Here is an 18,509-nt window from a genome sequence, read left to right on the forward strand (position 1 = left end):
TGTAGCGATCGCAAATATCTAAAAACTACTAAATCTAAAAAAGCGATCGCCTTTTTGAAAAAAATCTAACTTAAAGAGCGATCGCTAAAATTAGGCTTGCCAGAGCAGTTCCCCAATTGTTTCCCAATGTTTTGACATTTTGAACAGAAATAATCTCAACACTGGCAGCAGAATGCCTATTCTCGGAGTCAGCATTAACTTGCGAGGCTGAAATAGTCAGAGATCATCACACTTGAGTCAACATAAGTAAAATCAGAAAAAATTAAGCAAATATTAAATTTCTACGTATCGTACCATAATAATGATTATCATTTTTAAAAACCTGAAAAATTCTCAAAACTAATGTGGGCAATATTAAGCGGAATTGAAGGTAATCTAGCAGCTTACGAAGCAGTATTAAGCGATATCAAACGGCAAAGAGTTAATGTAAATTTAGAAGAGTTGTACATCTTGGGTGACTTGGTGGCAGCGAACCCAGAAAGCGAAAAAGTGATTAAACGGATCCAAAATCCTAGATTGGGAGAATTACAACCCCAAGTCTGTGTTGGTTGGTGGGAAGAACAATGTTTTGCTTTACATGGTTTAGGTTCGACAGCAGAACCAGCAGAATTAATCGATCGCTTTGGCAAAGAAACAGCTAAACTTCTCTGGGATTCAGTATCTCGCGAAACTGTACAGTGGTTAAGAAATTGCCACTTTGGTTTTTTTGAATTGGATTGTTTGTTAATTCATGGAAGTACTGTTAGCGCCAGTGATGAATTAACCCCTGAAACTCAACCCTGGGAAATATTAGACCGCTTGCAAAGAGTACAGGCTAATCATCTCTTTTGTGGTCGTTCGGGTCGAGTCTTTGAATATCAATTACAAGGGGGTTCTGTTAATAGTTCGGTAATGACTTTAGATCATCAGCAACCCGTTCAAACTATTACTGCACCTCAAAGAACAGTTGTCGGCGTGGGAAATGTGGGGAGAGAACCAGGAAAGGCTACTTATACTCTTTATAGTCCAGAGAGCGATCGCTTGGAGTTTAAAACAATTTATTATGGCAATTAGACACAACTTGGCAATTGTTTTTTAACGGCTATTCTGAACTATTTAATGAGTTCCAATGCTTAACTTCTTTCAGATTTTTACGACTTTTTATCAGATTCTTATAATGAAGGTCGAAACTGTTTCGGGATCATTCCAGTAATTCGCTTAAACTGTTGCGTCAAATGACTCTGACTGGAGAATTTGACTGAAGTGGTATTTATACTTTAATACTGATCCCAAGTTGTTGTAATCATTTTTTACCTCAATTTCTCTTGTTTCAATGTCATTCCAGTCAATCCCTTAGAAACCAACGATTCAGAACTGCGATCGCCAAGCAATATCTGCTAAAGTAGATTGCTCATTAGCTGGCTGTGTATCCACCATCGATCGCTAAGGGTTGTCCAGTGAGATAGCTAGCAGCATTAGAGCAAGGGAAAACAACGGCTTGAGCAATTTCTTTTGGCTGACCGATGCGATTCATCCGAACCATAGACCCTAGATCATCAAAAAGTATCATGATAGTTACCTCTTGTTGTAAAACAAATTTTTATGTCGCTTGCGTTAAATAGCTTGTAACACAATCCACTTACACGGGTTTCATATACAAGCGCGCCCACTCGATTCGCTCCGCTTGTACCCCAAGAATAGTCACTCCGCGCATACCAAACGGCTTACCGTCAGGACGAGTACCGAACCAGTACCACTCAGCCCAAGTCGCGTTTCTTTCAACTGAAGAACGAAGCAACTCTGAGTGAAAGTCTCGAATGTCTTGGAAAATAGTAGACCAATTCTTACGGACATGCTCAATTCTCTGGAAACCGCGATCGGGATGGAGTGGATGCTCGCCTTTAAAGTTAGGTGCAAAGCAAGCTAACAACGCTTCTATGTCGTGCGCGTTTTGTGCTTGTTGCAGTCGCTCTATGACAATGCTTTGGCTGGATTTCATCGATCGTTTCCTCTAGTGAGATAAAAGAAATTGCGATTATCGTTAAGCTCACAGTTTTTTGCAGCTAGCTTAAATCGATCCAAATGGATTTAGTCTGTGTATAGTTCTCCATCACTTCTTTGCCATTCTCGCGCCCAAAGCCAGATGCTTCGTAGCCTCCAAAAGGAACAGAAACATCTTTGTTGTAGAAAATGCCAAAGAAAGCATTGGCGATCGCACTTTCTCAATCTGCATCCGCAAAGACAATGTTGGCAGACTTGCCACCTAATTCCATTGTGGTTTTTTTCAGCGTATTAGCGTTGATATAGAGTTGGGCTTGCTTAATTGGCGGAGTGGGAAGTAAAGTCGTGGTACTGAAAGTTGAAGTCATCGTGTTTTCTCCATAAATTGATTTTCAAACCGATGTCGATCGCTTTTAGTTCCGATGCGATCGTTTGGCATACCAGGCGTGAATGAGAAGGGTCTGGAAGAACAATACAGGCGTGTCAAATCCGCTCGATGCAATAATGGCTGCAACTTCAGGCGGAGGTATAATAGCGGCATCCCGCCCATAGGAGGCGAGAAATTTCTCAATTTCCTCGGCAGGCGTTTCAGAATATCTCAGCATCCGCACCCAAACTTTTAAAAGGCTTTGGTAAGCTGAGCTAGACATATCAGAAGCTAGATCGGAACTGACTAAATATCCATCGGGGAGAAGACGTGCAGCAATTTGACGAAAAAAGTTGCGCCGTTCCTCCTGCTGGGTAAAGAAATGAGAAACCAAAAGACAGGTTGCAGCATGAAAAGGGTCTGACGCGGGAAGTGAATTGAGATAACCTTCGTGAAATGTGCAACGGGATGCGATCCCATACTCCTCGGCTTTCTGACGGCAGATGTCTAGCATCGCTGTCGCAGGCTCTACCGCAGTAAACTGCCACTGGGGAAAATGTTGAGCTAGGTAAATCAATTCCGTGCCAGTTCCCACACCGACGCAGAGAATTCGTGCCTCGTCAGGAAGTTCAGAAAGCACCATGGAGATCGACAGATCGAGTCCATTGCGCATCGGAGTCAATTTAGCGAATCGCTTGTCATAGTTGGAAGCGCGTTCTCGGTCAAAAACAATGGTTGATTCTTGGTTGTTCATGGTAATAAATGAGTTAATGAAATATGCGCTCGATGTTCGCGTTTTACCTGTTTACTGCGATCTCTCGTGCCTTGCTTGCCCATTATTAGACATCTGGTGCTAGCTGCATTTACTTAAAAGAATTTGATGATCGACGGCCAAAAAGGCGATCGCTCATTAGCTAGTTGTGTATCCACCATCAATAACCAAAGGTTGTCCAGTGATGTAGCTGGCAGCATCAGAACAAAGAAACACAACAGCTTGAGCGACTTCTTCTGCCTGAGCAATGCGACCCATCGGCACTATAGCTGCTAAATCATCAGCCGTGATCTCCATCTGGTTAAGGATGCGATCGAGTCCCTCAGTCGCAATAGCACCAAGATTAACCGCATTAATCCGAATGCCTTGCTTGGCGTAGTCAAGTGCTGCCGAGCGCGTCAGTCCCATGACGGCATGTTTACTCGCGACATACGGAGATGCCCCTGGAAACCCAATTAACCCTACTGTCGAGGAAGTATTGACGATCGCGCCAGCTCCTTGAGATAACATCTGCTGGATTTCATATTTCATGCACAAAAAGAGTCCCCGCGCGTTAATTGCCATCAGTTTGTCAAAATCTTCGCTCGATTGTTTGTGCAGGGGTTTTTGAGGTGACTCTATGCCCGCATTATTGAAGGCACAGTCGAGTTTCCCAAACTTTTCCACAGTGGTTTGCACCAGTGCTTTAATCTCGGCTTCGTTCGAGACATCAGATCGAACAAACAAACAGTCAACCCCAGCATTGCGAAGTTCAGCCTCGGTTACTTTACCTTCTGGTTCACGTCGTCCTGAAAAGACGATTTTTGCCTCAGCAAGACCGAGCGCGAGTGCCGTGGCTTTGCCAATTCCTGATGTTGCTCCTGTAACTAAAGCAACTTTATTTTTAAGCATCATCGTATTTACCTTATTTTGTGAAAATAGTTGTATTGATTTGAGTGTAATGATTAATAACCTTCAACTTCTTTCAGATTCTTACAACGATTTATCAGATTCTTATGGTGAAGCACGAACTTGCTTGAGTATTATTTTCCAACGTCCAAACGTCGATGGCTCTCCAACACAATTTTTTCCTTTCGCGATCGTTGTTGCTAGTTCTCGCCCGAGAGTCGAGGGGCGCAATCAGGATTGATATTTTTAGCAGCACGATTTAGCAAAGTGCGTTGCCAATTCGGTGCTAACAAGGGACAACTTGCCAGTTCAACCGCTGCTTCTCGGTTGTTCAAACCGTGGTGCATGATTTGGTTTGCTCGTGCGATCGTCCACTGTGGAAAGGGGCGATCGCGCAACACGAGTTTTATCCCTGCCTCAACCGCGCCTTCTTTCAGCACACGGAAATACCAACCTGTCCGTCCAATGTCCTGAACTTGCGCGATCGCCAGGAGGGGTAGTGTTCAGCCGCGTACACCAGCACTGCTTTTTCAACACCGCCATGACGTTTGAGATCGGCTTGACCGTCTCCAGCTAAGTTAGTACTTCCAAGCCAGATCCTTCCTTGAACTGGTTCTTTGAAAAATCCAGTAGACCAGGGACGATCTATTGGTTCTAGTGCATTTGCAATACCAAGTAATTTGGGCAGTCCAACCTGAATTGAAAGAATTTGGGCGACCATTTAGCCCTCCGAGTAAAACACGAATATCGACAACATTAGAGCGGATAAAGACTTCTTCAAACCTCGGTTTATGAACATCTGTGTCCTCCCATCTTGCTCCTGGGGTTAGCATCTAAATAGTTAGATACCTAAAGTATACAAATAACTTGACACTCAGGCAATTTGTTTTACCGATTAAAGCTAATCTTCAACGTCGAGCTTCAGTAAGCCAGAGTAATTAAAACAAATGATACAAGCATATAAAAGTTTTAATGAATGGCACATGACTGCTGTAGGATCTTTTAAAAAAAATTATCGACTTGCCTGATAGGCAATATAATGAATTAAGTTGCTCAATAGAAAACTTATGGAAAATTTGCTCGAGACCCTTCTCAAGTCTGAATTAACCAAACTAGGACAACAGTTACGCACTTTAAGAACTGAACGGGGTTGGACTTTAAGCGAACTGAGCGAACAAGCAGATGTTTCTGAGGCATACTTGTCACGCTTAGAATGTGGCGAACGACAACCCTCACTGGCAGTTCTGTTTAACTTGGTACGGGTATATGGAGTTTCACTGCCCGACCTATTTGGCTCAACTTCAGAAAACTCAAAGCCAGTAGCTCCAAAAGCTTCGACGGGTGTTGTGATTCGCGCAGGCGATCGTCTGCTTCAAGAAGGTAATGGGCTGCGCTACACTTCCCTGGCTGGTGGGAACCATCTCGCTGATTTGCATCCACTTAGAGTAATCGTGCCTATCGATCGACCAGCAGAACATCACTATCAGCATAGCGGTGAAGAGTGGCTCTATGTTCTTTCTGGTCAGTTAATCCTGACCCTAGTAGGCGAGCAGTTTTTACTCAATCCACGCGACGCAGCTCATTTTGATGCGTTTCTCCCACACGATATCTCTGCGACTGGAGAGCAAGACGCTGAGATTCTTCTGGTTGCCTGTACCCCCACACGGTCTTTATTGAAAAGTTACCTTACCGAGAAATCATGAGAATCCACTATTTACAGCATGTTCCCTTTGAAGGATTGGGCAGCATTTCGACTTGGATAACTGAGCAAAACTATTCGGTATCCTTTAGTAAACTTTATGCGGACGATTTCTTACCGACTGTAAATGATTTTGATTGGTTGATCGTTTTGGGCGGGCCCATGAATATCTACGAGGAGGATCAGTACCCCTGGCTAATCGCCGAAAAACAGTTGATTAAGCAGGCGATCGCGAAAGATAAAATAGTGCTTGGTATTTGTCTGGGATCACAACTGATTGCGGATGCTCTAGGTTCAAGAGTGTATTTAGGTGAACATAAAGAAATTGGATGGTTTCCAATCAAAACAGTAGAAGCAGTTCAGCAATCCAAAGGTCTTGAATTCTTACCCTCAGAACTGACCGTTTTTCATTGGCATGGGGATACGTTTGAGTTGCCAGAGAAAGCCATCCGTCTTGCCTACAGTGAGGGCTGTGCCAATCAAGCATTCCTTTACGGCGACAAGGTGCTTGGCTTGCAATTTCACTTGGAAGTCGATCGCCAAGGTGTACAGCAAATGATTGAGAATAATTTATCAGAATTAGTTGCAGGGAAGTATGTTCAGAGTTCCGAGGAGATGCTTTCCGCAAATAAGAATTTTGCAACGATACAAGGAGTTATGTACCGTTTCCTTAAAATGCTCTCATGCCACCATCGAGGTTGAGGCGATCGCATCTGCTGGGATGACTAAATCGCGGAATTTCTCCATCCACTGCTCCGTTTTAGATCGTATTGGCAAGTTAAAATACGGTTACTTGTGGTATGCAGGGACTAATTATTGGCGATCGCTCTAGAATCTCGATCGAACATTACAACCTTTAAGGTAGCTTTTGATTGCTTGAGTACTTGCAAGTGTAGATTTCGACGAAATACTCTAGCGGTTGTAGTAGTTTGTCGATCGTTGGATCATCAGATTTAAGTATGCCGCGCTCGCTGCTCCAGCAGTGCCTCCACCATTCAGGATTGCGATCGCAAAGTGCTTGCAGTAAATGCGAATAGGAATCGTCAAATGCCTCGTTTAGGCTAGGCTTACCTGCTAATTCCGGCTTCTGGCGCAGCTTGCCAATGGCAAGGCAACAGAGTCGTAGGTAGGATGTCATTTTTAGCTGTCGTGGTATCTCGGTCAGCAGCTTAGTTCTTGCATAATCAAGCAAATGAACAACCTCTTTGTCGAGGTCTGTAGAGCAAAATTCAGTGGTTTGGGTTGTGGTTAACATAGTTCAAGTCCTCAGTTGTTCGCTTTGAATGTTTGAATGAATGAGCCATCACAACTTCTCTAAAGTGTATGAAGTTCCAATGCTTAAATGCTTTTAGATTCTTATGGTGTTAGCGAGCCTATTTTGGTGTGATTCGACGGGAACCGATCGAGGAATTGCGCTTTTATTTACCGTGAGCGGATTGATTGTGACGGTAATGGCAATGCGGTAGTTTTAAAGTATGCCTTCGTTACCTAAGCTAGGGTAGCCTGTCGAGCATGTCGGACAGCGGTTTAGGTTGTGAGGCAAATGGTGAATGGCTAGAGTTGAGCGTTTGCACATTGAATTTGTTACCAGGAGTCAAAGCATCAGCCTGCCTAATCATCAGGTCTTGCAAGGCTAAAGGTATAGCATTGTCTTCAGTGCAGCGGATGTATGTGCGTGGCACGCGCCCCCAACGCTTAGGCGTTCCCCTGGTGTCGGCAGCTAAAAGACTCAAGGGTAGGTCAGGGGTCAGACTATGAGCATAAGGAAGAAAACCCTCCATCGGAACGTCGTTATAGAAAATTTGGCGAAGCTGTTTTAGATAAGTTAGGTTGGTCGATCGCAAATTAAGTCGAACCGCGCCGATTTTGGCAGAATCGCCAACAATAGTCTTGCTTTGACGCGATTGAGCAGATGCAGCCTCACACAGTTTATTGTAGGCAAGGAGACTTGGCAGTTCTGTCGGGCAATAAGCGCTGAGATAAAGGGCTTTGCCCTAGCTATTAGCTCTTAGCCGTTAGCTTTTAGCTCGATCAAACATAGTCTTGAACTATGCCTGATCGTAGACACCGTAAAGACAGTGGGGTCTTAAACCCAATCGCGCTTTTAGAAGTTAAACCAAGGCTAAAAGCGCAGCGCTTCGCGCAGATCGTCGTCTTACGACGACTGGGACGCGGTAGCGTCCGCAGCTGACAGCTAAAAGCTTTTTTGATAAACAAGTCGGTCGATGAGATCTGGCAGCTTTTCACCCAGTTGAGTGATTACAAGTCCGCCCATGCTGTGACCTACAACAATAACCTTGCGGTCGGTAGCCAAGGCACGTACTGCTTCGACTGCGGCATTCACATAATCCGTGATGGCGATCGCTTTGAGCGGTGACTCCTCAGTTGAGAACACAGCTAGATCTTGCTGAAGATATGAGGCAGGAAACTTGGTGTTGAGTCCATGCCCAGGCAGGTCGATCGCAACAACATGGTGGCCCATACCTGTAAGTAAACTGGATACTTTATTCCAATGTAGCGATGAGTGCCACGCACCATGAATGAGTAAGATAGCTTTCGATCGCTCATCATTCCAATGCTCGCTGACCCTGATTTGAATGCTTGCGGGCATGAGCAGTTAGACTAACCGAGTAACTCCCCTGTAGCCAACCAGTAGGCACACACTTCTCCCAATCGTTCTTTGGCAATTTGCTCGTATAGCTGGCTTTCCTCAGCAGTCAGGATGTCGTGCCAGCGACCATTTGTCCCCTTGTAGATAAACGTTTCAGCACCTCCCTCCCAGACGATGCCACCAAGTGGAGTACTTTTATCTGCGTGCTGCTTCATATAATTGAAGCTACAATGTTCGAGAATTGTCTCCCACTGGGATTTATCAATGGGGATTTCTAAAAACTCAGTAATCCGCTGAATCTGCTGGGGCAGATCCTGCTTGAGCTTCGCGAAATGAACTAATAGAACATTCGGCAGGTGTCTAATCTTCCACCAAGACCGAACGTTGTCCCAAAGAGAATAAAAGGGGTATCCATCTTGCTCCAGCCAGTCATGAAAGTATTGCTGAACTGATGCAGGTGGCTTCTCAATGGGAGGCCCTACCCGCTTACAAGGGTAGGTTTTTTACCAAGGTGTGAGTAAGGACTCAAAAAGAGTGTATGAGTAGAGTCAGAACCAAAAACAACCTCACACAGATGAAATTAAATCAACATCTCAAAGATTGGAAACAAATTGTTAGTTGTAGATTTCCTCATTTGAGCCTACCGCAAGTTAATGGATTAGCAACATGGAGTTTTGGAATGGTTATGACCCAATCAAGCAGTCTGACAAGAGTTTCTCATCTAATTGCCAAAATTAACACTGAACAAGACAATGTAATAGTTAGTGCAGACAGAGGATTATATGCCGATTGGCTATATAAAAAGATTGTGGAATTAGGCTGGCATCCATTTTTGAGAATCAATCATCAAGGTCACTACCGACTAGCAAAGTCATTTTCATGGCAGCCTTTGGCTACAGTAGTTCCTTCTACTGGTATGAGTTGGTCAGGACAAGTAACTTGTTTTAAAACTAATCCCATTGATTCTACTCTTTTGGCTCGATGGGATGATGGTTATACTGACCCCTGGCTAATTCTGACTGATTTGAACCCACTTGATGCTGATATTGGTTGCTATGGATTTCGCTCTTGGATTGAATGCTCTTATCGAGATGTTAAAAGTGATGGTTGGCAATGGCACAAAACTCGTCTGAGAAACCCAGACCCAGCGGAGCATCATGGGCTAGCTATGGCAGTTGCTTTGCTATGGATGGTTACACTCGGTGGCGAACCAGAAATTTCTAGTAATGAGCCATTAATTAGCGATCGCTTTTCATCATCTCAATCTACTCCTACTCGTCAAATATCTTGTTTTCTTAATGGTTTGTTAACTGTAGTAGCGCAATTATATGCGAAGCGTTATCCTTTAGGACTCAACGGTCAATCTATCAGTTTTGGTCGTTTGTTTCCTTTACCTCTGAGTTATTTCAACGATTTAGCTTTTTCTAATTCTTCCTGATTGTAAAAAACCTACCCTTGTAAGGTACCACGGTGGCACTCAGCTCACCTTGTATGCGATCTTGTATTGAAGCTGGAACGAATAACAAAGTGCTTCGGTCTTGGCTCATTATAATACCTCTAAGGGATTGTATCGCGATCGCAAGCACTCGCCATACAATCCTCTTTCTGCGATCTAGGTAAAGCAAACTTAGTTCTTGTAACTAAATCGCTATCAGTGTTTGCATAAATTCAATATATAAAATTGACTCTAATTTATCGCCCACTGAGAGTTGAAACTTCTACTCAGTAAAGCGATTGATGAATCAGTCTATCAATCGATGGAAGGTTGACTCAAACTAAAGTTGGAATTCAAAACCAGACCAAGAATAATCGTGAGAGTAAAATAGGCAGAAATGGGCAAAGTCGGTGTATCACACATCGCAATCAGGAATTTTCATACCTTGGTTTTTTCTTAGCGATTCTAATCATAATCAACTATATTGATAAAGTTCCCTGAAATAGGATGAAAATCAACAAGTTAAACAATCTTTAAATTCTCAACAGTTTGATACTGTGAAAAAACAAGGTACTAGTGATCAATTACTCTCCACTCAACCAGGCGATCGCACTTCTAATCCATTCTTCCACATTAGGATTTTTAAGTAGTAAATTATCTTGGCTTAAGGCAGCAATAACCTGCTCTATTTCCTCATTGGTGTAGCCCAAAGCTAACAACGTCATCTCTAGATCTTCTTTGATCTCAGGTTGGGGAGAAAAGACTGCTTCAGGTTGTTTAATTTCCATGCCCGATATTTTCCGCCATTGGGCTAGTTTGGTTTTTAATTCTAAGGCAATTCTTTCGGCGGTTTTCTTGCCCACACCAGGGGTTTTGGTTAAAGCAGGTATATTACTAGTAACAATTGCCCCAACTAGATCTGAAATGCCCAAAGTATCAATCAGGGCGATCGCCAACTGCATTCCAATCCCGCTCACTGCGGTTAACTGGCGAAATAAATCTCTTTCCGCTGCGGTAGGGAAACCATAAAGAATTTGCTTGTCTTCCTGAATCTGGAGATGGGTAAATACTTGAATTGGCTCATCTGCTGACCCATCTAGTTTCTGGGCAAAGCGTGTCGAGATCTGCATCTCATAACCAATATTGTTCACATCCAAAATCAAAAACAGGCGATTTTGAGTTGTTTTAGTAATTTCTACTTTCGTACCCTTGAGGTAACTAATCATTAAAGTGACTCGGTATAGCTAAAATTAATTGACTGATTCTTATTTTGCAAATTATTGCCTATTATTAAAACGTCTGGGTTGAATTAGCTTTTAGCTCTTAGCTCTTAGCTCTTAGCTTTTAGCCATCTGTAGTTTAAAGCAATTTCTATTTCCTGACTTTCACGACACAATAAAATCAGTAAAAAGATTTGAAAACTAAAAACAAACTCTACTGCTAGCCAATTCACATTAAACCCAATATGCCTAATCATCTACAATCAACCCAAAGTCTTTACCTACAGAAGCACGTTGATAATCCAATTAACTGGTGGTATTGGTGTGAATCAGCTTTGGAAGAAGCAAAACGAGACAATAAGCCAATTTTCCTTTCTATTGGTTACTCTAGCTGTCACTGGTGTACGGTAATGGAAGGAGAAGCATTTTCTAACCAGGCGATCGCCGATTATCTCAATAATAACTTTCTGCCGATTAAAGTAGACCGCGAAGAAAGACCAGACATTGACAGCATTTATATGCAAGCGTTGCAAATGATGACTGGACAAGGGGGTTGGCCGTTAAATATCTTTTTAAACCCTGAAGATCTAGTGCCTTTTTACGGCGGTACTTATTTTCCTGTTGAGCCAAAATATGGTCGTCCTGGATTTTTAGAAATGCTTCAGTCCATACGCCGTTTTTATGACCAAGAACCAGCCAAGTTGCTGGCTTTTAAAAGCGAAATCCTCAGTAATCTTCAGCAATCGGCAACTCTACCTGCTAATCGAGAGGCAAGTTTAGACCGAGAATTACTTAACCAGGGTATAAATGCTAATACCGCAGCGATTCAACCAAATGATTTTGGTCGTCCCAGTTTCCCGATGATTCCTTACGCGGCGATCGCTTTACAAGGTAGTAGATTAAATCAAGAATATGATTACAATACTCAAGCATTATCCCAACAACGCGGTTTAGATTTAGTCACAGGGGGGATATACGACCATGTAGCAGGGGGATTTCATCGCTATACCGTAGATAATACTTGGACAGTACCTCATTTTGAAAAAATGCTCTACGATAATGGTCAAATTATCGAGTATTTGGCTAATTTATGGAGTAGTGGAGTACAGCAACCCGCCATTGAAAGAGCGATCGCGGTCACAGTGCAATGGCTCAAGCGAGAAATGACTCATCCCCAAGGTTATTTTTATGCTGCTCAAGATGCCGATAATTTTACTACTCCAGAAGCAGTTGAGCCAGAAGAAGGCGATTTTTATGTTTGGAGCTATCAAGAATTAGAATCTTTACTCAGCGCTACAGAATTAGCCGAATTACAGCAAGAATTTACAGTTACCCCAACGGGAAACTTTGAAGGCAAGAACGTCCTACAACGCTTATCCGAGTCAAAATTAGCAGATAGTCTGGAACAGGCATTAGGTAAACTATTCACGGTACGTTACGGACAACCTGCAAGCGAAATAGCGATCTTTCCTCCAGCGAAAAATAACCAAGAAGCCAAAACCAACAACTGGTTAGGACGTATTCCTCCTGTTACCGACACGAAAGCGATCGCAGCTTGGAATAGTCTGATGATCTCAGGATTGGCTAGAGCCTACGGTGTATTTAAATCACAATCTTATTTAGATTTAGCTACTCAGGCAATTCAGTTTATCCTGCAAAACCAGTGGCTAGACGGTAGATTACAACGGCTAAACTATGATGGTGTGGCGACAGTACCCGCTCAGTCAGAAGACTATGCCTTATTGATTAAAGCTTTATTAGATCTTCAGGCTGCTTGTCCAGAAGATCCCCAGTGGTTAGAACACGCCTTAAGAATTCAAGGGGAATTTGATGATTTACTCTGGAGTATCGAACAGGGGGGTTACTACAATAATTCTACCGATGCAGGGAAAGAGTTGTTGGTCAGAGAACGTAGTTACATGGATAATGCTACTCCTGCTGCTAATGGTATTGCGATCGCTAATTTAGTTCGTCTGTCTTTATTAACCGACAATTTAGAATATCGAGAACAAGCACTGCAAGGACTCCAGGCATTTAGTTTAGTCATGGAAAAATCGCCTACAGCCTGTCCTAGTCTATTCACCGCCTTAGATTGGTGGCTGCATGGTACAAGTGTTAAAACCACCAGAGAACAGATAGAACAATTAAGTTCTCATTACCTACCTACCACCGTCTACAGAGTTGAAGCGGAATTACCAGCAAATAGTATTGCTCTAGTCTGCACCAGTTCATCTTGTTTAGAGCCTGCAACTACTATGGAGCAAATATTAGAGCAAATCAATCAGGTAAATCAAAACTGAAAAAATATGGAACACCAATATAGACCGACATAGGCCATCGCAATCATAGTTAGTAAAGTCCTCTGTTAAAATTAGCTAAAATTAGCCGTACATATACTATTAAAAGGTTACTAAAATGACTTTTGAGGAGATACAAAAAATTATTGAGGGTATGCTTGCTGTTCAGCGAAATATTCAAGATAGAGATTTGCGTCTTCAGGAGAAATTAGATCGTGTTGCCGAACAACAGCTTAAAAGCGATCTCAAGCTGGAAAAATTAGCCCAAAATCACATTGAGAGCGATTATAAACTAGATAGACTCTCGGATAAAATAGACAATTTGACGGACAATATTAACAATCGTAATTATAGTTAGTAACTGACGTTACGTAAAAGTTATCAGATAAGGAAATTTAAACTTTACTGCCTCTAGCTAGCCAGCCAAGAAAGGCACTGACAACACCTGCAATAATCACAAAAGCGGTTTGTCTCCAGTTTTTCAATTCGCCAAATTTCTCAGTAATCTCAGGAATTTTGTTAGCAGAAATTTCGACATTGGAAAGACGTTTCTCTAAACCTTTTACTTCGACATGGAGAGCTTTAAGATCGCCTTTAAGCTCGCTAATATCTTGTTTTAATTCACTTTTGGTATTATTTAGATCTTGTTTGAGTTCTGATTTAGTTTCATCAAACTTACGATCTAATTGATTGAAGCGATCGCTGATGAATTGTTTTAACTCTTGAATTTCAATGTTGTTTGTGGTTGTCATTGGTATAATCAGAATTGAGGTTATCAATGATCTTTGGAGTTTTTAGACCCTACATCTACAAACTCCTACCAATATTGTAAGACGAGCGCTCAGTTATAAAAGATATCTTAAGGGACTAGATCGCCTGCGATCGCGTTGCAGACGATCTCTTTTTAAGAAGGTAGATACGAGAATACTATCTAACATTTTTTATTGAGAAAATTGGGACGACCATTTAAAAACCGTAGATCTTAATTTCGACTAACTCTCGATCTAAAAATGATGCTTTGACTTGACGCTTGGAATTATCTGAGTCGATCCAGATACGATGTTCAATCGCGCCATTATTTACAGTTTTTGTTTGCTCTCCTGGAAATCCTAATATTGCTTGTACATCACCAAGATAAACAGGTTTAGGAGATGTAATAGATTTTTTTGCTTCATAAAACTCTTTTTTCAGGCGATCTATGTCTGTTTTTTGCAGACTACCACATGCAGCATAGGAAAATTTGTCTTCGCAAGCTAGATTTGCCTGAGCTACTTGAACATATCCACAGCTTAAAATAATAGAAATTGATAGGGGCAATAGTTTTTTGAACAGCATTATGTTTAACTCTAAGGAACTCTCTCAAGAGTCGTCTTAATGCTGAAAATAAACTACGATTAGACTCACACAGCCTATAGTTAGCCTAAGCTATGCAAAGTGTGACAATAATCCTTGTCATTCAATAATTTACAGACTTTGTAAAATAAAATTATCTGAATAATAATTGCTCTAATGTTTTCTACCGAACAACTGTCCCACCGATACACTTTAGAGGAATATCTAAACTGTACAAACATTAGCCATGACAGCCTATACGAATTAGAAAACGGTCAAATACGCTCTATGCCTCCAGAATCCTGGCAAAATCTGCAAATCATTATGTATTTGATTACGGAGATTACCAAGACTATTCCCTATCAGCAAGTTACTAATAAGGCAGAAATTATTATTAGTGGCAGTAGAGTTACTGCTAGAGTACCCGATTTAGTTGTTCTCACCCCAGAAGGTGTAGCAGAATTGGCAGCATATAAACGCTCGACTATCATTCTGGATATGCCACCTCCTTTATTGGTGGTAGAGGTGGTTTCTCCTGGCAAGAAAAACCGCGATCGCGATTATCGATATAAAAGATCGGAGTACGCGGCTAGAGGTATTACTTATTACTGGATTATCGATCCCCAGGACAAGAAGTTTATTTGCCTCGAACTAAATGATGGTTTGTACGAAGAGATAGTTTTTGGTGATTCTCAAGATGTAATTTCTTTATCTTTCCCGTTTGAATTAAAAATTGAATTTGCCAAGATATTTTTTGAATAACTTTAGAGAGGAGAATGATGACTCAAGATTTCTCTGAATTACCACCATCTTTGCCTATACCATTAGATGATGGAGCAAGCGATCGCCTTTTCGGCAAAAACCTTCCTCATGTCTTCCTTGCCTCTACTTCTGGTAACCAAATAAATCTCGCCGAGATTAAAGGCAGAATAGTACTTTACTGTTACCCCATGACAGGACAACCTGGGGTCAAACTCCCCGCAGATTGGGATTTGATTCCTGGCGCTAGAGGATGTACTCCTCAATCATGTAGTTTTCGAGATCACTATCAAGAGCTTCAAGCACTTAACACTCAAGTCTACGGAGTAAGTACACAGAAAACTTCCGCTCAATTAGAAGCACAACAACGCCTTCATTTACCATTTGAACTTTTAAGCGACCTAAATTTTAAATTGACGACAGCATTGGATCTGCCAACTTTTGAAGTAGAAAACAAGCGCCTAATGAAACGATTAACTTTAATCGCTCAAGCAGGAAAAATAATCAAAGTGTTTTATCCAGTTTTTCCACCCGCTCAAAATGCTCAGGATGTTATTGATTGGTTAAAGAAAGAGAAATCAACGCATTGATTTTTAGATGGTCTGGATTTGGACGATCACTTATTCAACTAGCTCTCTAGTGATCGCGTCCTCAACTTTGACAATCTTGTAACCCTGCTTTTCCCATTCAAATAACTGTTCGATAACTCGTAATTTAGCGTGTTCTTGTTTATCTCTACTCTCATTTAGAGATTGACCTCTATTGTCACCGATTGGGTTATATTTGGCTTCATCATTGCCAGTTCTCTTGTTCCGAATTGAACCTCCTAATATAATTTTCATGATCAAGTCTGTTGATTCTGAGACTGATAATTCTTTCATGATCTAGTTTTAATTTTCTGAGCTTATATATTTTTTTTTAATATTATATATTACTCGTATAAAACATAGTTGCATATTAGATAGATTAAAGGTAAGCGTGATTACATCTCACCTCGAATATTTAATTTAAAGTTACCTCAGTTATCTTTTTTAATCGCCTCTAACGCTGCTTTAATCAACTGAAAATACGGTGATTGAGTCACATCTACCTGTTTTGCCACATCTCTAGATTTACCTAATAAGCCAGTGCGATCGCCTTGACTAACCGCTAAGACATTACCGCGATCGTTCCTGATTCTAAGTTCTTTAGTAGTTTTACTGCATACATATATTCTGCCACTATGAGTAAAGACAGCTTTTTGCACATTACTGTTTTTACTGTTTTTACTGTTTTTAATGGGTTGATTGGTAGGAGCGATCGCTTTACTGGGTTTTACTTGAGACAGTTTGACTCCTACTAATTCCAGTTCGATATTAGTATTGCCTTGCCAATGGTTTTCTTTTAGCTTGTAGGCAATATCTAAATGTTCTGGTAGAGGACAATATTCTCCCCAGCGCCAAGCTAGTGCTTTAATTTGGGTAGCAGAACCAGCTTCTTGTAGAGTTAGCTTTAAATGAGTCTGAGTTTTACCGATCGCTCTTTGCTCGATGACTCTGACATTAGGTGTCCAGAATACGGGGGTACTATTACCAATTCCCCAAGGTTGTAAGCTTTCGATCTGCTGATAAAGTTCGTAATTAACCTGTCCTAAACTGGCTTGAGCATCTATTTTGACCAGAGGTTTGAGATGTTCTACTTCCAGACATTTATGAGCGAATTCACTCAGTCTTTTGGTTACGAGGTCAAGATTATCCGCGAGGAAACTAAACCCGCCTGCTGCACGATGACCACCATATTTACCTAATAAGTCACTGCAATAGTTGAGAGCATCAAATACATTAAATTCATCAATACTTCTGGCGGAACCGCGAATCATTCTGGGGGAGGGAGGTCGATCTTTATTTTTTTCTTCTTCTATTTCTTCGTGATCTTCGTAAGTGCCAATAAATACAGGCACACCATAGCGTTCCACCAGGCGAGATGCCACAATCCCGATCACACCATGATGCCAACCTGCTGCTACTACTACTAAAAGGCGATCGCTTTGCCAGGGAATTGGGGTATTTTCTACCAGCGCGATCGCTTCTTGTTCGATTTGTTCGCATAGTTGACGGCGTTTTTGATTGATCTGCTCACACTGCATTGCCCTTTCTAGAGCGATCGCAGGGTCATCGGTGGTTAATAATTCAATTACCATTTGCGGATCGCCAATTCGCCCCACAGCATTGATTCTTGGCCCTAAACGAAAGCCGATATCATCTGGTTTGAGTTGTTTTTGGGCTTCGTCAACTCCTGCCACCTGGATTAATGCCTGAATCCCTAATAATTGGGAATTAGGTAAGGCGCGTAAACCTCGTTTGAGCCAGCGACGATTAACCCCCACCAGAGGAGCGAGATCGGCAATTGTTCCCAGGGTAAATAGTTCCATAATCGGATTGGTTAAACCCTTTAGTTTGCCTAGACTTTGAGCGGTGGCGATCGCCAAGATATAAGCCACGCCGACTCCTGCTAATCCTTTATAGGGAGAAGCATCACTTAATAACTTCGGATTAAGGATGGCATCGGCGGGGGGAAGTTTTTCTGGTAAGTCGTGATGATCGGTGATAATGACGCTTAAACCAAGCTCTATAGCTCTTGCTACGGGTTCATAGGCAGAAATCCCGTTATCTACCGTCAGAATCAAACCTACGCCATTTTCGGCAAACTCTTCAACAATGCGATTATTAATGCCATAACCGTCTTTCATCCGACTGGGAATTGCATAATTAACGTTTGCCCCCAGATGTTTTAAAGCACGTAACAGTAAAGCAGTGCTAGTCATGCCGTCTGCATCATAATCCCCACAAATAGCGATCGCTTCTTCATCGGCGATCGCATTTTTAATTAACTCGACGCTGATGGCTAAATCGGTAAATTCATCTAAGGGAGAGGGTAAATTCTGCGATTCTGGCTCGATATAAGCATGAGCGCCTTCAGCCGTAGCAATATCACGGTTGATCATCACTTGTGCCACTAAAGGTAATAAACCAGTAGCGAGACTTAATTCTTGAGCTTTTTCGGCTTGTGGTGGGGCAATCTGCCATCTTTGGTTAGGCAGAAGTTTACGAGTAGGGGCAAGATCTTGCTCGATTTGGCGATCGCTCATTATGAGAATTAAAAATCTACAT

At 41.9% G+C, this 18,509-nt stretch carries 25 protein-coding genes; 9 read left to right on the forward strand and 16 right to left on the reverse strand.

Annotation, left to right across the window (positions count from 1 at the left end; all coding sequences use genetic code 11):
* Positions 1–342: 342 nt before the first annotated feature.
* Positions 343–1,053, forward strand: a complete 711-nt coding sequence (locus KME09_09720; GenBank protein ID MBW4534201.1) for a hypothetical protein — start codon at positions 343–345, stop codon at positions 1,051–1,053.
* A gap of 340 nt (positions 1,054–1,393) precedes the next feature.
* Here KME09_09720 and KME09_09725 read toward each other — a convergent pair whose 3' ends face one another.
* The 8 genes from KME09_09725 to KME09_09760 all read right to left on the reverse strand — a co-directional run bounded on the left by KME09_09725 (position 1,394) and on the right by KME09_09760 (position 4,728).
* A complete protein-coding gene (locus KME09_09725) occupies positions 1,394–1,549 on the reverse strand; it encodes an SDR family oxidoreductase (protein MBW4534202.1) in 156 nt (51 codons plus the stop codon).
* Positions 1,550–1,618: 69 nt separating this feature from the next.
* Positions 1,619–1,978, reverse strand: a complete 360-nt coding sequence (locus KME09_09730; protein ID MBW4534203.1) for a nuclear transport factor 2 family protein — start codon at positions 1,976–1,978, stop codon at positions 1,619–1,621.
* A gap of 64 nt (positions 1,979–2,042) precedes the next feature.
* Complete coding sequence (locus KME09_09735) at positions 2,043–2,192, reverse strand: aldehyde dehydrogenase family protein (protein MBW4534204.1); 150 nt, start codon at positions 2,190–2,192, stop codon at positions 2,043–2,045.
* Positions 2,193–2,201: 9 nt separating this feature from the next.
* Entirely contained in the window at positions 2,202–2,348 is a 147-nt protein-coding gene (locus KME09_09740) for an aldehyde dehydrogenase family protein (GenBank protein ID MBW4534205.1), read from the reverse strand.
* Between the two features lie 45 nt (positions 2,349–2,393).
* Complete coding sequence (locus KME09_09745) at positions 2,394–3,101, reverse strand: class I SAM-dependent methyltransferase (protein MBW4534206.1); 708 nt, start codon at positions 3,099–3,101, stop codon at positions 2,394–2,396.
* A gap of 156 nt (positions 3,102–3,257) precedes the next feature.
* Positions 3,258–4,013, reverse strand: coding sequence for an SDR family oxidoreductase (locus tag KME09_09750; GenBank protein MBW4534207.1), 756 nt, complete (start codon positions 4,011–4,013; stop codon positions 3,258–3,260).
* Between the two features lie 194 nt (positions 4,014–4,207).
* Positions 4,208–4,447, reverse strand: a complete 240-nt coding sequence (locus KME09_09755; GenBank protein ID MBW4534208.1) for a hypothetical protein — start codon at positions 4,445–4,447, stop codon at positions 4,208–4,210.
* Positions 4,441–4,728, reverse strand: coding sequence for a hypothetical protein (locus tag KME09_09760; protein ID MBW4534209.1), 288 nt, complete (start codon positions 4,726–4,728; stop codon positions 4,441–4,443). The genes KME09_09755 and KME09_09760 overlap by 7 nt, the downstream gene beginning before the upstream one ends.
* Positions 4,729–5,074: 346 nt before the next feature.
* On the opposite strand from KME09_09760, the gene KME09_09765 reads away from it, so the two are divergent.
* Both KME09_09765 and KME09_09770 read left to right on the forward strand, forming a co-directional pair.
* A complete protein-coding gene (locus KME09_09765; GenBank protein ID MBW4534210.1) occupies positions 5,075–5,710 on the forward strand; it encodes an XRE family transcriptional regulator in 636 nt (211 codons plus the stop codon).
* Entirely contained in the window at positions 5,707–6,408 is a 702-nt protein-coding gene (locus tag KME09_09770) for a type 1 glutamine amidotransferase (protein ID MBW4534211.1), read from the forward strand. Before KME09_09765 ends, KME09_09770 begins: the two co-directional genes overlap by 4 nt.
* 154 nt (positions 6,409–6,562) lie before the next feature.
* Here the strand turns inward: KME09_09770 and KME09_09775 are convergent, their stop codons facing one another.
* Entirely contained in the window at positions 6,563–6,961 is a 399-nt protein-coding gene (locus tag KME09_09775; GenBank protein MBW4534212.1) for a hypothetical protein, read from the reverse strand.
* Between the two features lie 257 nt (positions 6,962–7,218).
* On the opposite strand from KME09_09775, the gene KME09_09780 reads away from it, so the two are divergent.
* A complete protein-coding gene (locus KME09_09780; protein MBW4534213.1) occupies positions 7,219–7,464 on the forward strand; it encodes a hypothetical protein in 246 nt (81 codons plus the stop codon).
* A 436-nt stretch (positions 7,465–7,900) separates the two neighbouring features.
* Here KME09_09780 and KME09_09785 read toward each other — a convergent pair whose 3' ends face one another.
* Positions 7,901–8,317 (reverse strand): alpha/beta fold hydrolase, encoded by a 417-nt coding sequence (locus KME09_09785; protein MBW4534214.1) that lies wholly within the window; start codon positions 8,315–8,317, stop codon positions 7,901–7,903.
* Positions 8,318–8,328: 11 nt separating this feature from the next.
* On the reverse strand, positions 8,329–8,787 hold the full coding sequence (locus KME09_09790; GenBank protein ID MBW4534215.1) for a sulfotransferase domain-containing protein: 459 nt from the start codon (positions 8,785–8,787) through the stop codon (positions 8,329–8,331).
* Positions 8,788–8,891: 104 nt separating this feature from the next.
* Between KME09_09790 and KME09_09795 the strand changes: the two genes are divergently transcribed.
* Complete coding sequence (locus tag KME09_09795; GenBank protein ID MBW4534216.1) at positions 8,892–9,755, forward strand: transposase; 864 nt, start codon at positions 8,892–8,894, stop codon at positions 9,753–9,755.
* A 581-nt stretch (positions 9,756–10,336) separates the two neighbouring features.
* Here the strand turns inward: KME09_09795 and ruvA are convergent.
* Positions 10,337–10,978 (reverse strand): Holliday junction branch migration protein RuvA, encoded by a 642-nt coding sequence (gene ruvA / locus KME09_09800; protein MBW4534217.1) that lies wholly within the window; start codon positions 10,976–10,978, stop codon positions 10,337–10,339.
* A gap of 239 nt (positions 10,979–11,217) precedes the next feature.
* Between ruvA and KME09_09805 the strand changes: the two genes are divergently transcribed.
* Together KME09_09805 and KME09_09810 are read left to right on the forward strand one after the other, a co-directional pair.
* Positions 11,218–13,272, forward strand: a complete 2,055-nt coding sequence (locus KME09_09805) for a thioredoxin domain-containing protein (protein MBW4534218.1) — start codon at positions 11,218–11,220, stop codon at positions 13,270–13,272.
* A 115-nt stretch (positions 13,273–13,387) separates the two neighbouring features.
* Positions 13,388–13,627, forward strand: coding sequence for a hypothetical protein (locus KME09_09810; GenBank protein MBW4534219.1), 240 nt, complete (start codon positions 13,388–13,390; stop codon positions 13,625–13,627).
* 37 nt (positions 13,628–13,664) lie between these two features.
* Here KME09_09810 and KME09_09815 read toward each other — a convergent pair whose 3' ends face one another.
* The gene (locus tag KME09_09815; GenBank protein ID MBW4534220.1) at positions 13,665–14,021 is read right to left on the reverse strand and encodes a DUF1664 domain-containing protein; all 357 of its coding nucleotides are present in this window, start codon (positions 14,019–14,021) and stop codon (positions 13,665–13,667) included.
* 214 nt (positions 14,022–14,235) lie between these two features.
* The gene (locus KME09_09820) at positions 14,236–14,604 is read right to left on the reverse strand and encodes a hypothetical protein (GenBank protein MBW4534221.1); all 369 of its coding nucleotides are present in this window, start codon (positions 14,602–14,604) and stop codon (positions 14,236–14,238) included.
* 174 nt (positions 14,605–14,778) lie between these two features.
* Here KME09_09820 and KME09_09825 point away from each other — a divergent pair, with 174 nt between their 5' ends.
* Both KME09_09825 and KME09_09830 read left to right on the forward strand, forming a co-directional pair.
* Complete coding sequence (locus KME09_09825) at positions 14,779–15,363, forward strand: Uma2 family endonuclease (GenBank protein ID MBW4534222.1); 585 nt, start codon at positions 14,779–14,781, stop codon at positions 15,361–15,363.
* 14 nt (positions 15,364–15,377) lie between these two features.
* On the forward strand, positions 15,378–15,950 hold the full coding sequence (locus KME09_09830) for a peroxiredoxin (protein ID MBW4534223.1): 573 nt from the start codon (positions 15,378–15,380) through the stop codon (positions 15,948–15,950).
* Positions 15,951–15,980: 30 nt separating this feature from the next.
* Here the strand turns inward: KME09_09830 and KME09_09835 are convergent, their stop codons facing one another.
* Positions 15,981–16,241 carry a hypothetical protein gene (locus tag KME09_09835; protein ID MBW4534224.1) on the reverse strand — a complete coding sequence of 87 codons (261 nt, stop codon included), beginning with the start codon at positions 16,239–16,241 and terminating at the stop codon, positions 15,981–15,983.
* A 137-nt stretch (positions 16,242–16,378) separates the two neighbouring features.
* Positions 16,379–18,487, reverse strand: coding sequence for a single-stranded-DNA-specific exonuclease RecJ (gene recJ / locus KME09_09840; protein ID MBW4534225.1), 2,109 nt, complete (start codon positions 18,485–18,487; stop codon positions 16,379–16,381).
* Between the last annotated feature and the right edge of the window lie 22 nt (positions 18,488–18,509).

Origin of the sequence: Pleurocapsa minor HA4230-MV1 (assembly GCA_019359095.1) — a bacterium.
GTDB lineage: Bacteria > Cyanobacteriota > Cyanobacteriia > Cyanobacteriales > Xenococcaceae > Waterburya > Waterburya minor.

Excerpts from the sequence above, each read along its gene's own strand:
- KME09_09720 (MBW4534201.1), top strand. The coding sequence starts at position 343 with ATGTGGGCAATATTAAGCGGAATTGAAGGTAATCTAGCAGCTTACGAA.
- KME09_09725 (MBW4534202.1), bottom strand. The coding sequence starts at position 1,549 with ATGATACTTTTTGATGATCTAGGGTCTATGGTTCGGATGAATCGCATC.
- KME09_09730 (MBW4534203.1), bottom strand. The coding sequence starts at position 1,978 with ATGAAATCCAGCCAAAGCATTGTCATAGAGCGACTGCAACAAGCACAA.
- KME09_09740 (MBW4534205.1), bottom strand. The coding sequence starts at position 2,348 with ATGACTTCAACTTTCAGTACCACGACTTTACTTCCCACTCCGCCAATT.
- KME09_09745 (MBW4534206.1), bottom strand. The coding sequence starts at position 3,101 with ATGAACAACCAAGAATCAACCATTGTTTTTGACCGAGAACGCGCTTCC.
- KME09_09750 (MBW4534207.1), bottom strand. The coding sequence starts at position 4,013 with ATGATGCTTAAAAATAAAGTTGCTTTAGTTACAGGAGCAACATCAGGA.
- KME09_09760 (MBW4534209.1), bottom strand. The coding sequence starts at position 4,728 with ATGGTCGCCCAAATTCTTTCAATTCAGGTTGGACTGCCCAAATTACTT.
- KME09_09765 (MBW4534210.1), top strand. The coding sequence starts at position 5,075 with ATGGAAAATTTGCTCGAGACCCTTCTCAAGTCTGAATTAACCAAACTA.
- KME09_09770 (MBW4534211.1), top strand. The coding sequence starts at position 5,707 with ATGAGAATCCACTATTTACAGCATGTTCCCTTTGAAGGATTGGGCAGC.
- KME09_09775 (MBW4534212.1), bottom strand. The coding sequence starts at position 6,961 with ATGTTAACCACAACCCAAACCACTGAATTTTGCTCTACAGACCTCGAC.
- KME09_09780 (MBW4534213.1), top strand. The coding sequence starts at position 7,219 with ATGTCGGACAGCGGTTTAGGTTGTGAGGCAAATGGTGAATGGCTAGAG.
- KME09_09785 (MBW4534214.1), bottom strand. The coding sequence starts at position 8,317 with ATGCCCGCAAGCATTCAAATCAGGGTCAGCGAGCATTGGAATGATGAG.
- KME09_09795 (MBW4534216.1), top strand. The coding sequence starts at position 8,892 with ATGAAATTAAATCAACATCTCAAAGATTGGAAACAAATTGTTAGTTGT.
- ruvA (MBW4534217.1), bottom strand. The coding sequence starts at position 10,978 with ATGATTAGTTACCTCAAGGGTACGAAAGTAGAAATTACTAAAACAACT.
- KME09_09805 (MBW4534218.1), top strand. The coding sequence starts at position 11,218 with ATGCCTAATCATCTACAATCAACCCAAAGTCTTTACCTACAGAAGCAC.
- KME09_09810 (MBW4534219.1), top strand. The coding sequence starts at position 13,388 with ATGACTTTTGAGGAGATACAAAAAATTATTGAGGGTATGCTTGCTGTT.
- KME09_09815 (MBW4534220.1), bottom strand. The coding sequence starts at position 14,021 with ATGACAACCACAAACAACATTGAAATTCAAGAGTTAAAACAATTCATC.
- KME09_09820 (MBW4534221.1), bottom strand. The coding sequence starts at position 14,604 with ATGCTGTTCAAAAAACTATTGCCCCTATCAATTTCTATTATTTTAAGC.
- KME09_09825 (MBW4534222.1), top strand. The coding sequence starts at position 14,779 with ATGTTTTCTACCGAACAACTGTCCCACCGATACACTTTAGAGGAATAT.
- KME09_09830 (MBW4534223.1), top strand. The coding sequence starts at position 15,378 with ATGATGACTCAAGATTTCTCTGAATTACCACCATCTTTGCCTATACCA.
- KME09_09835 (MBW4534224.1), bottom strand. The coding sequence starts at position 16,241 with ATGAAAGAATTATCAGTCTCAGAATCAACAGACTTGATCATGAAAATT.
- recJ (MBW4534225.1), bottom strand. The coding sequence starts at position 18,487 with ATGAGCGATCGCCAAATCGAGCAAGATCTTGCCCCTACTCGTAAACTT.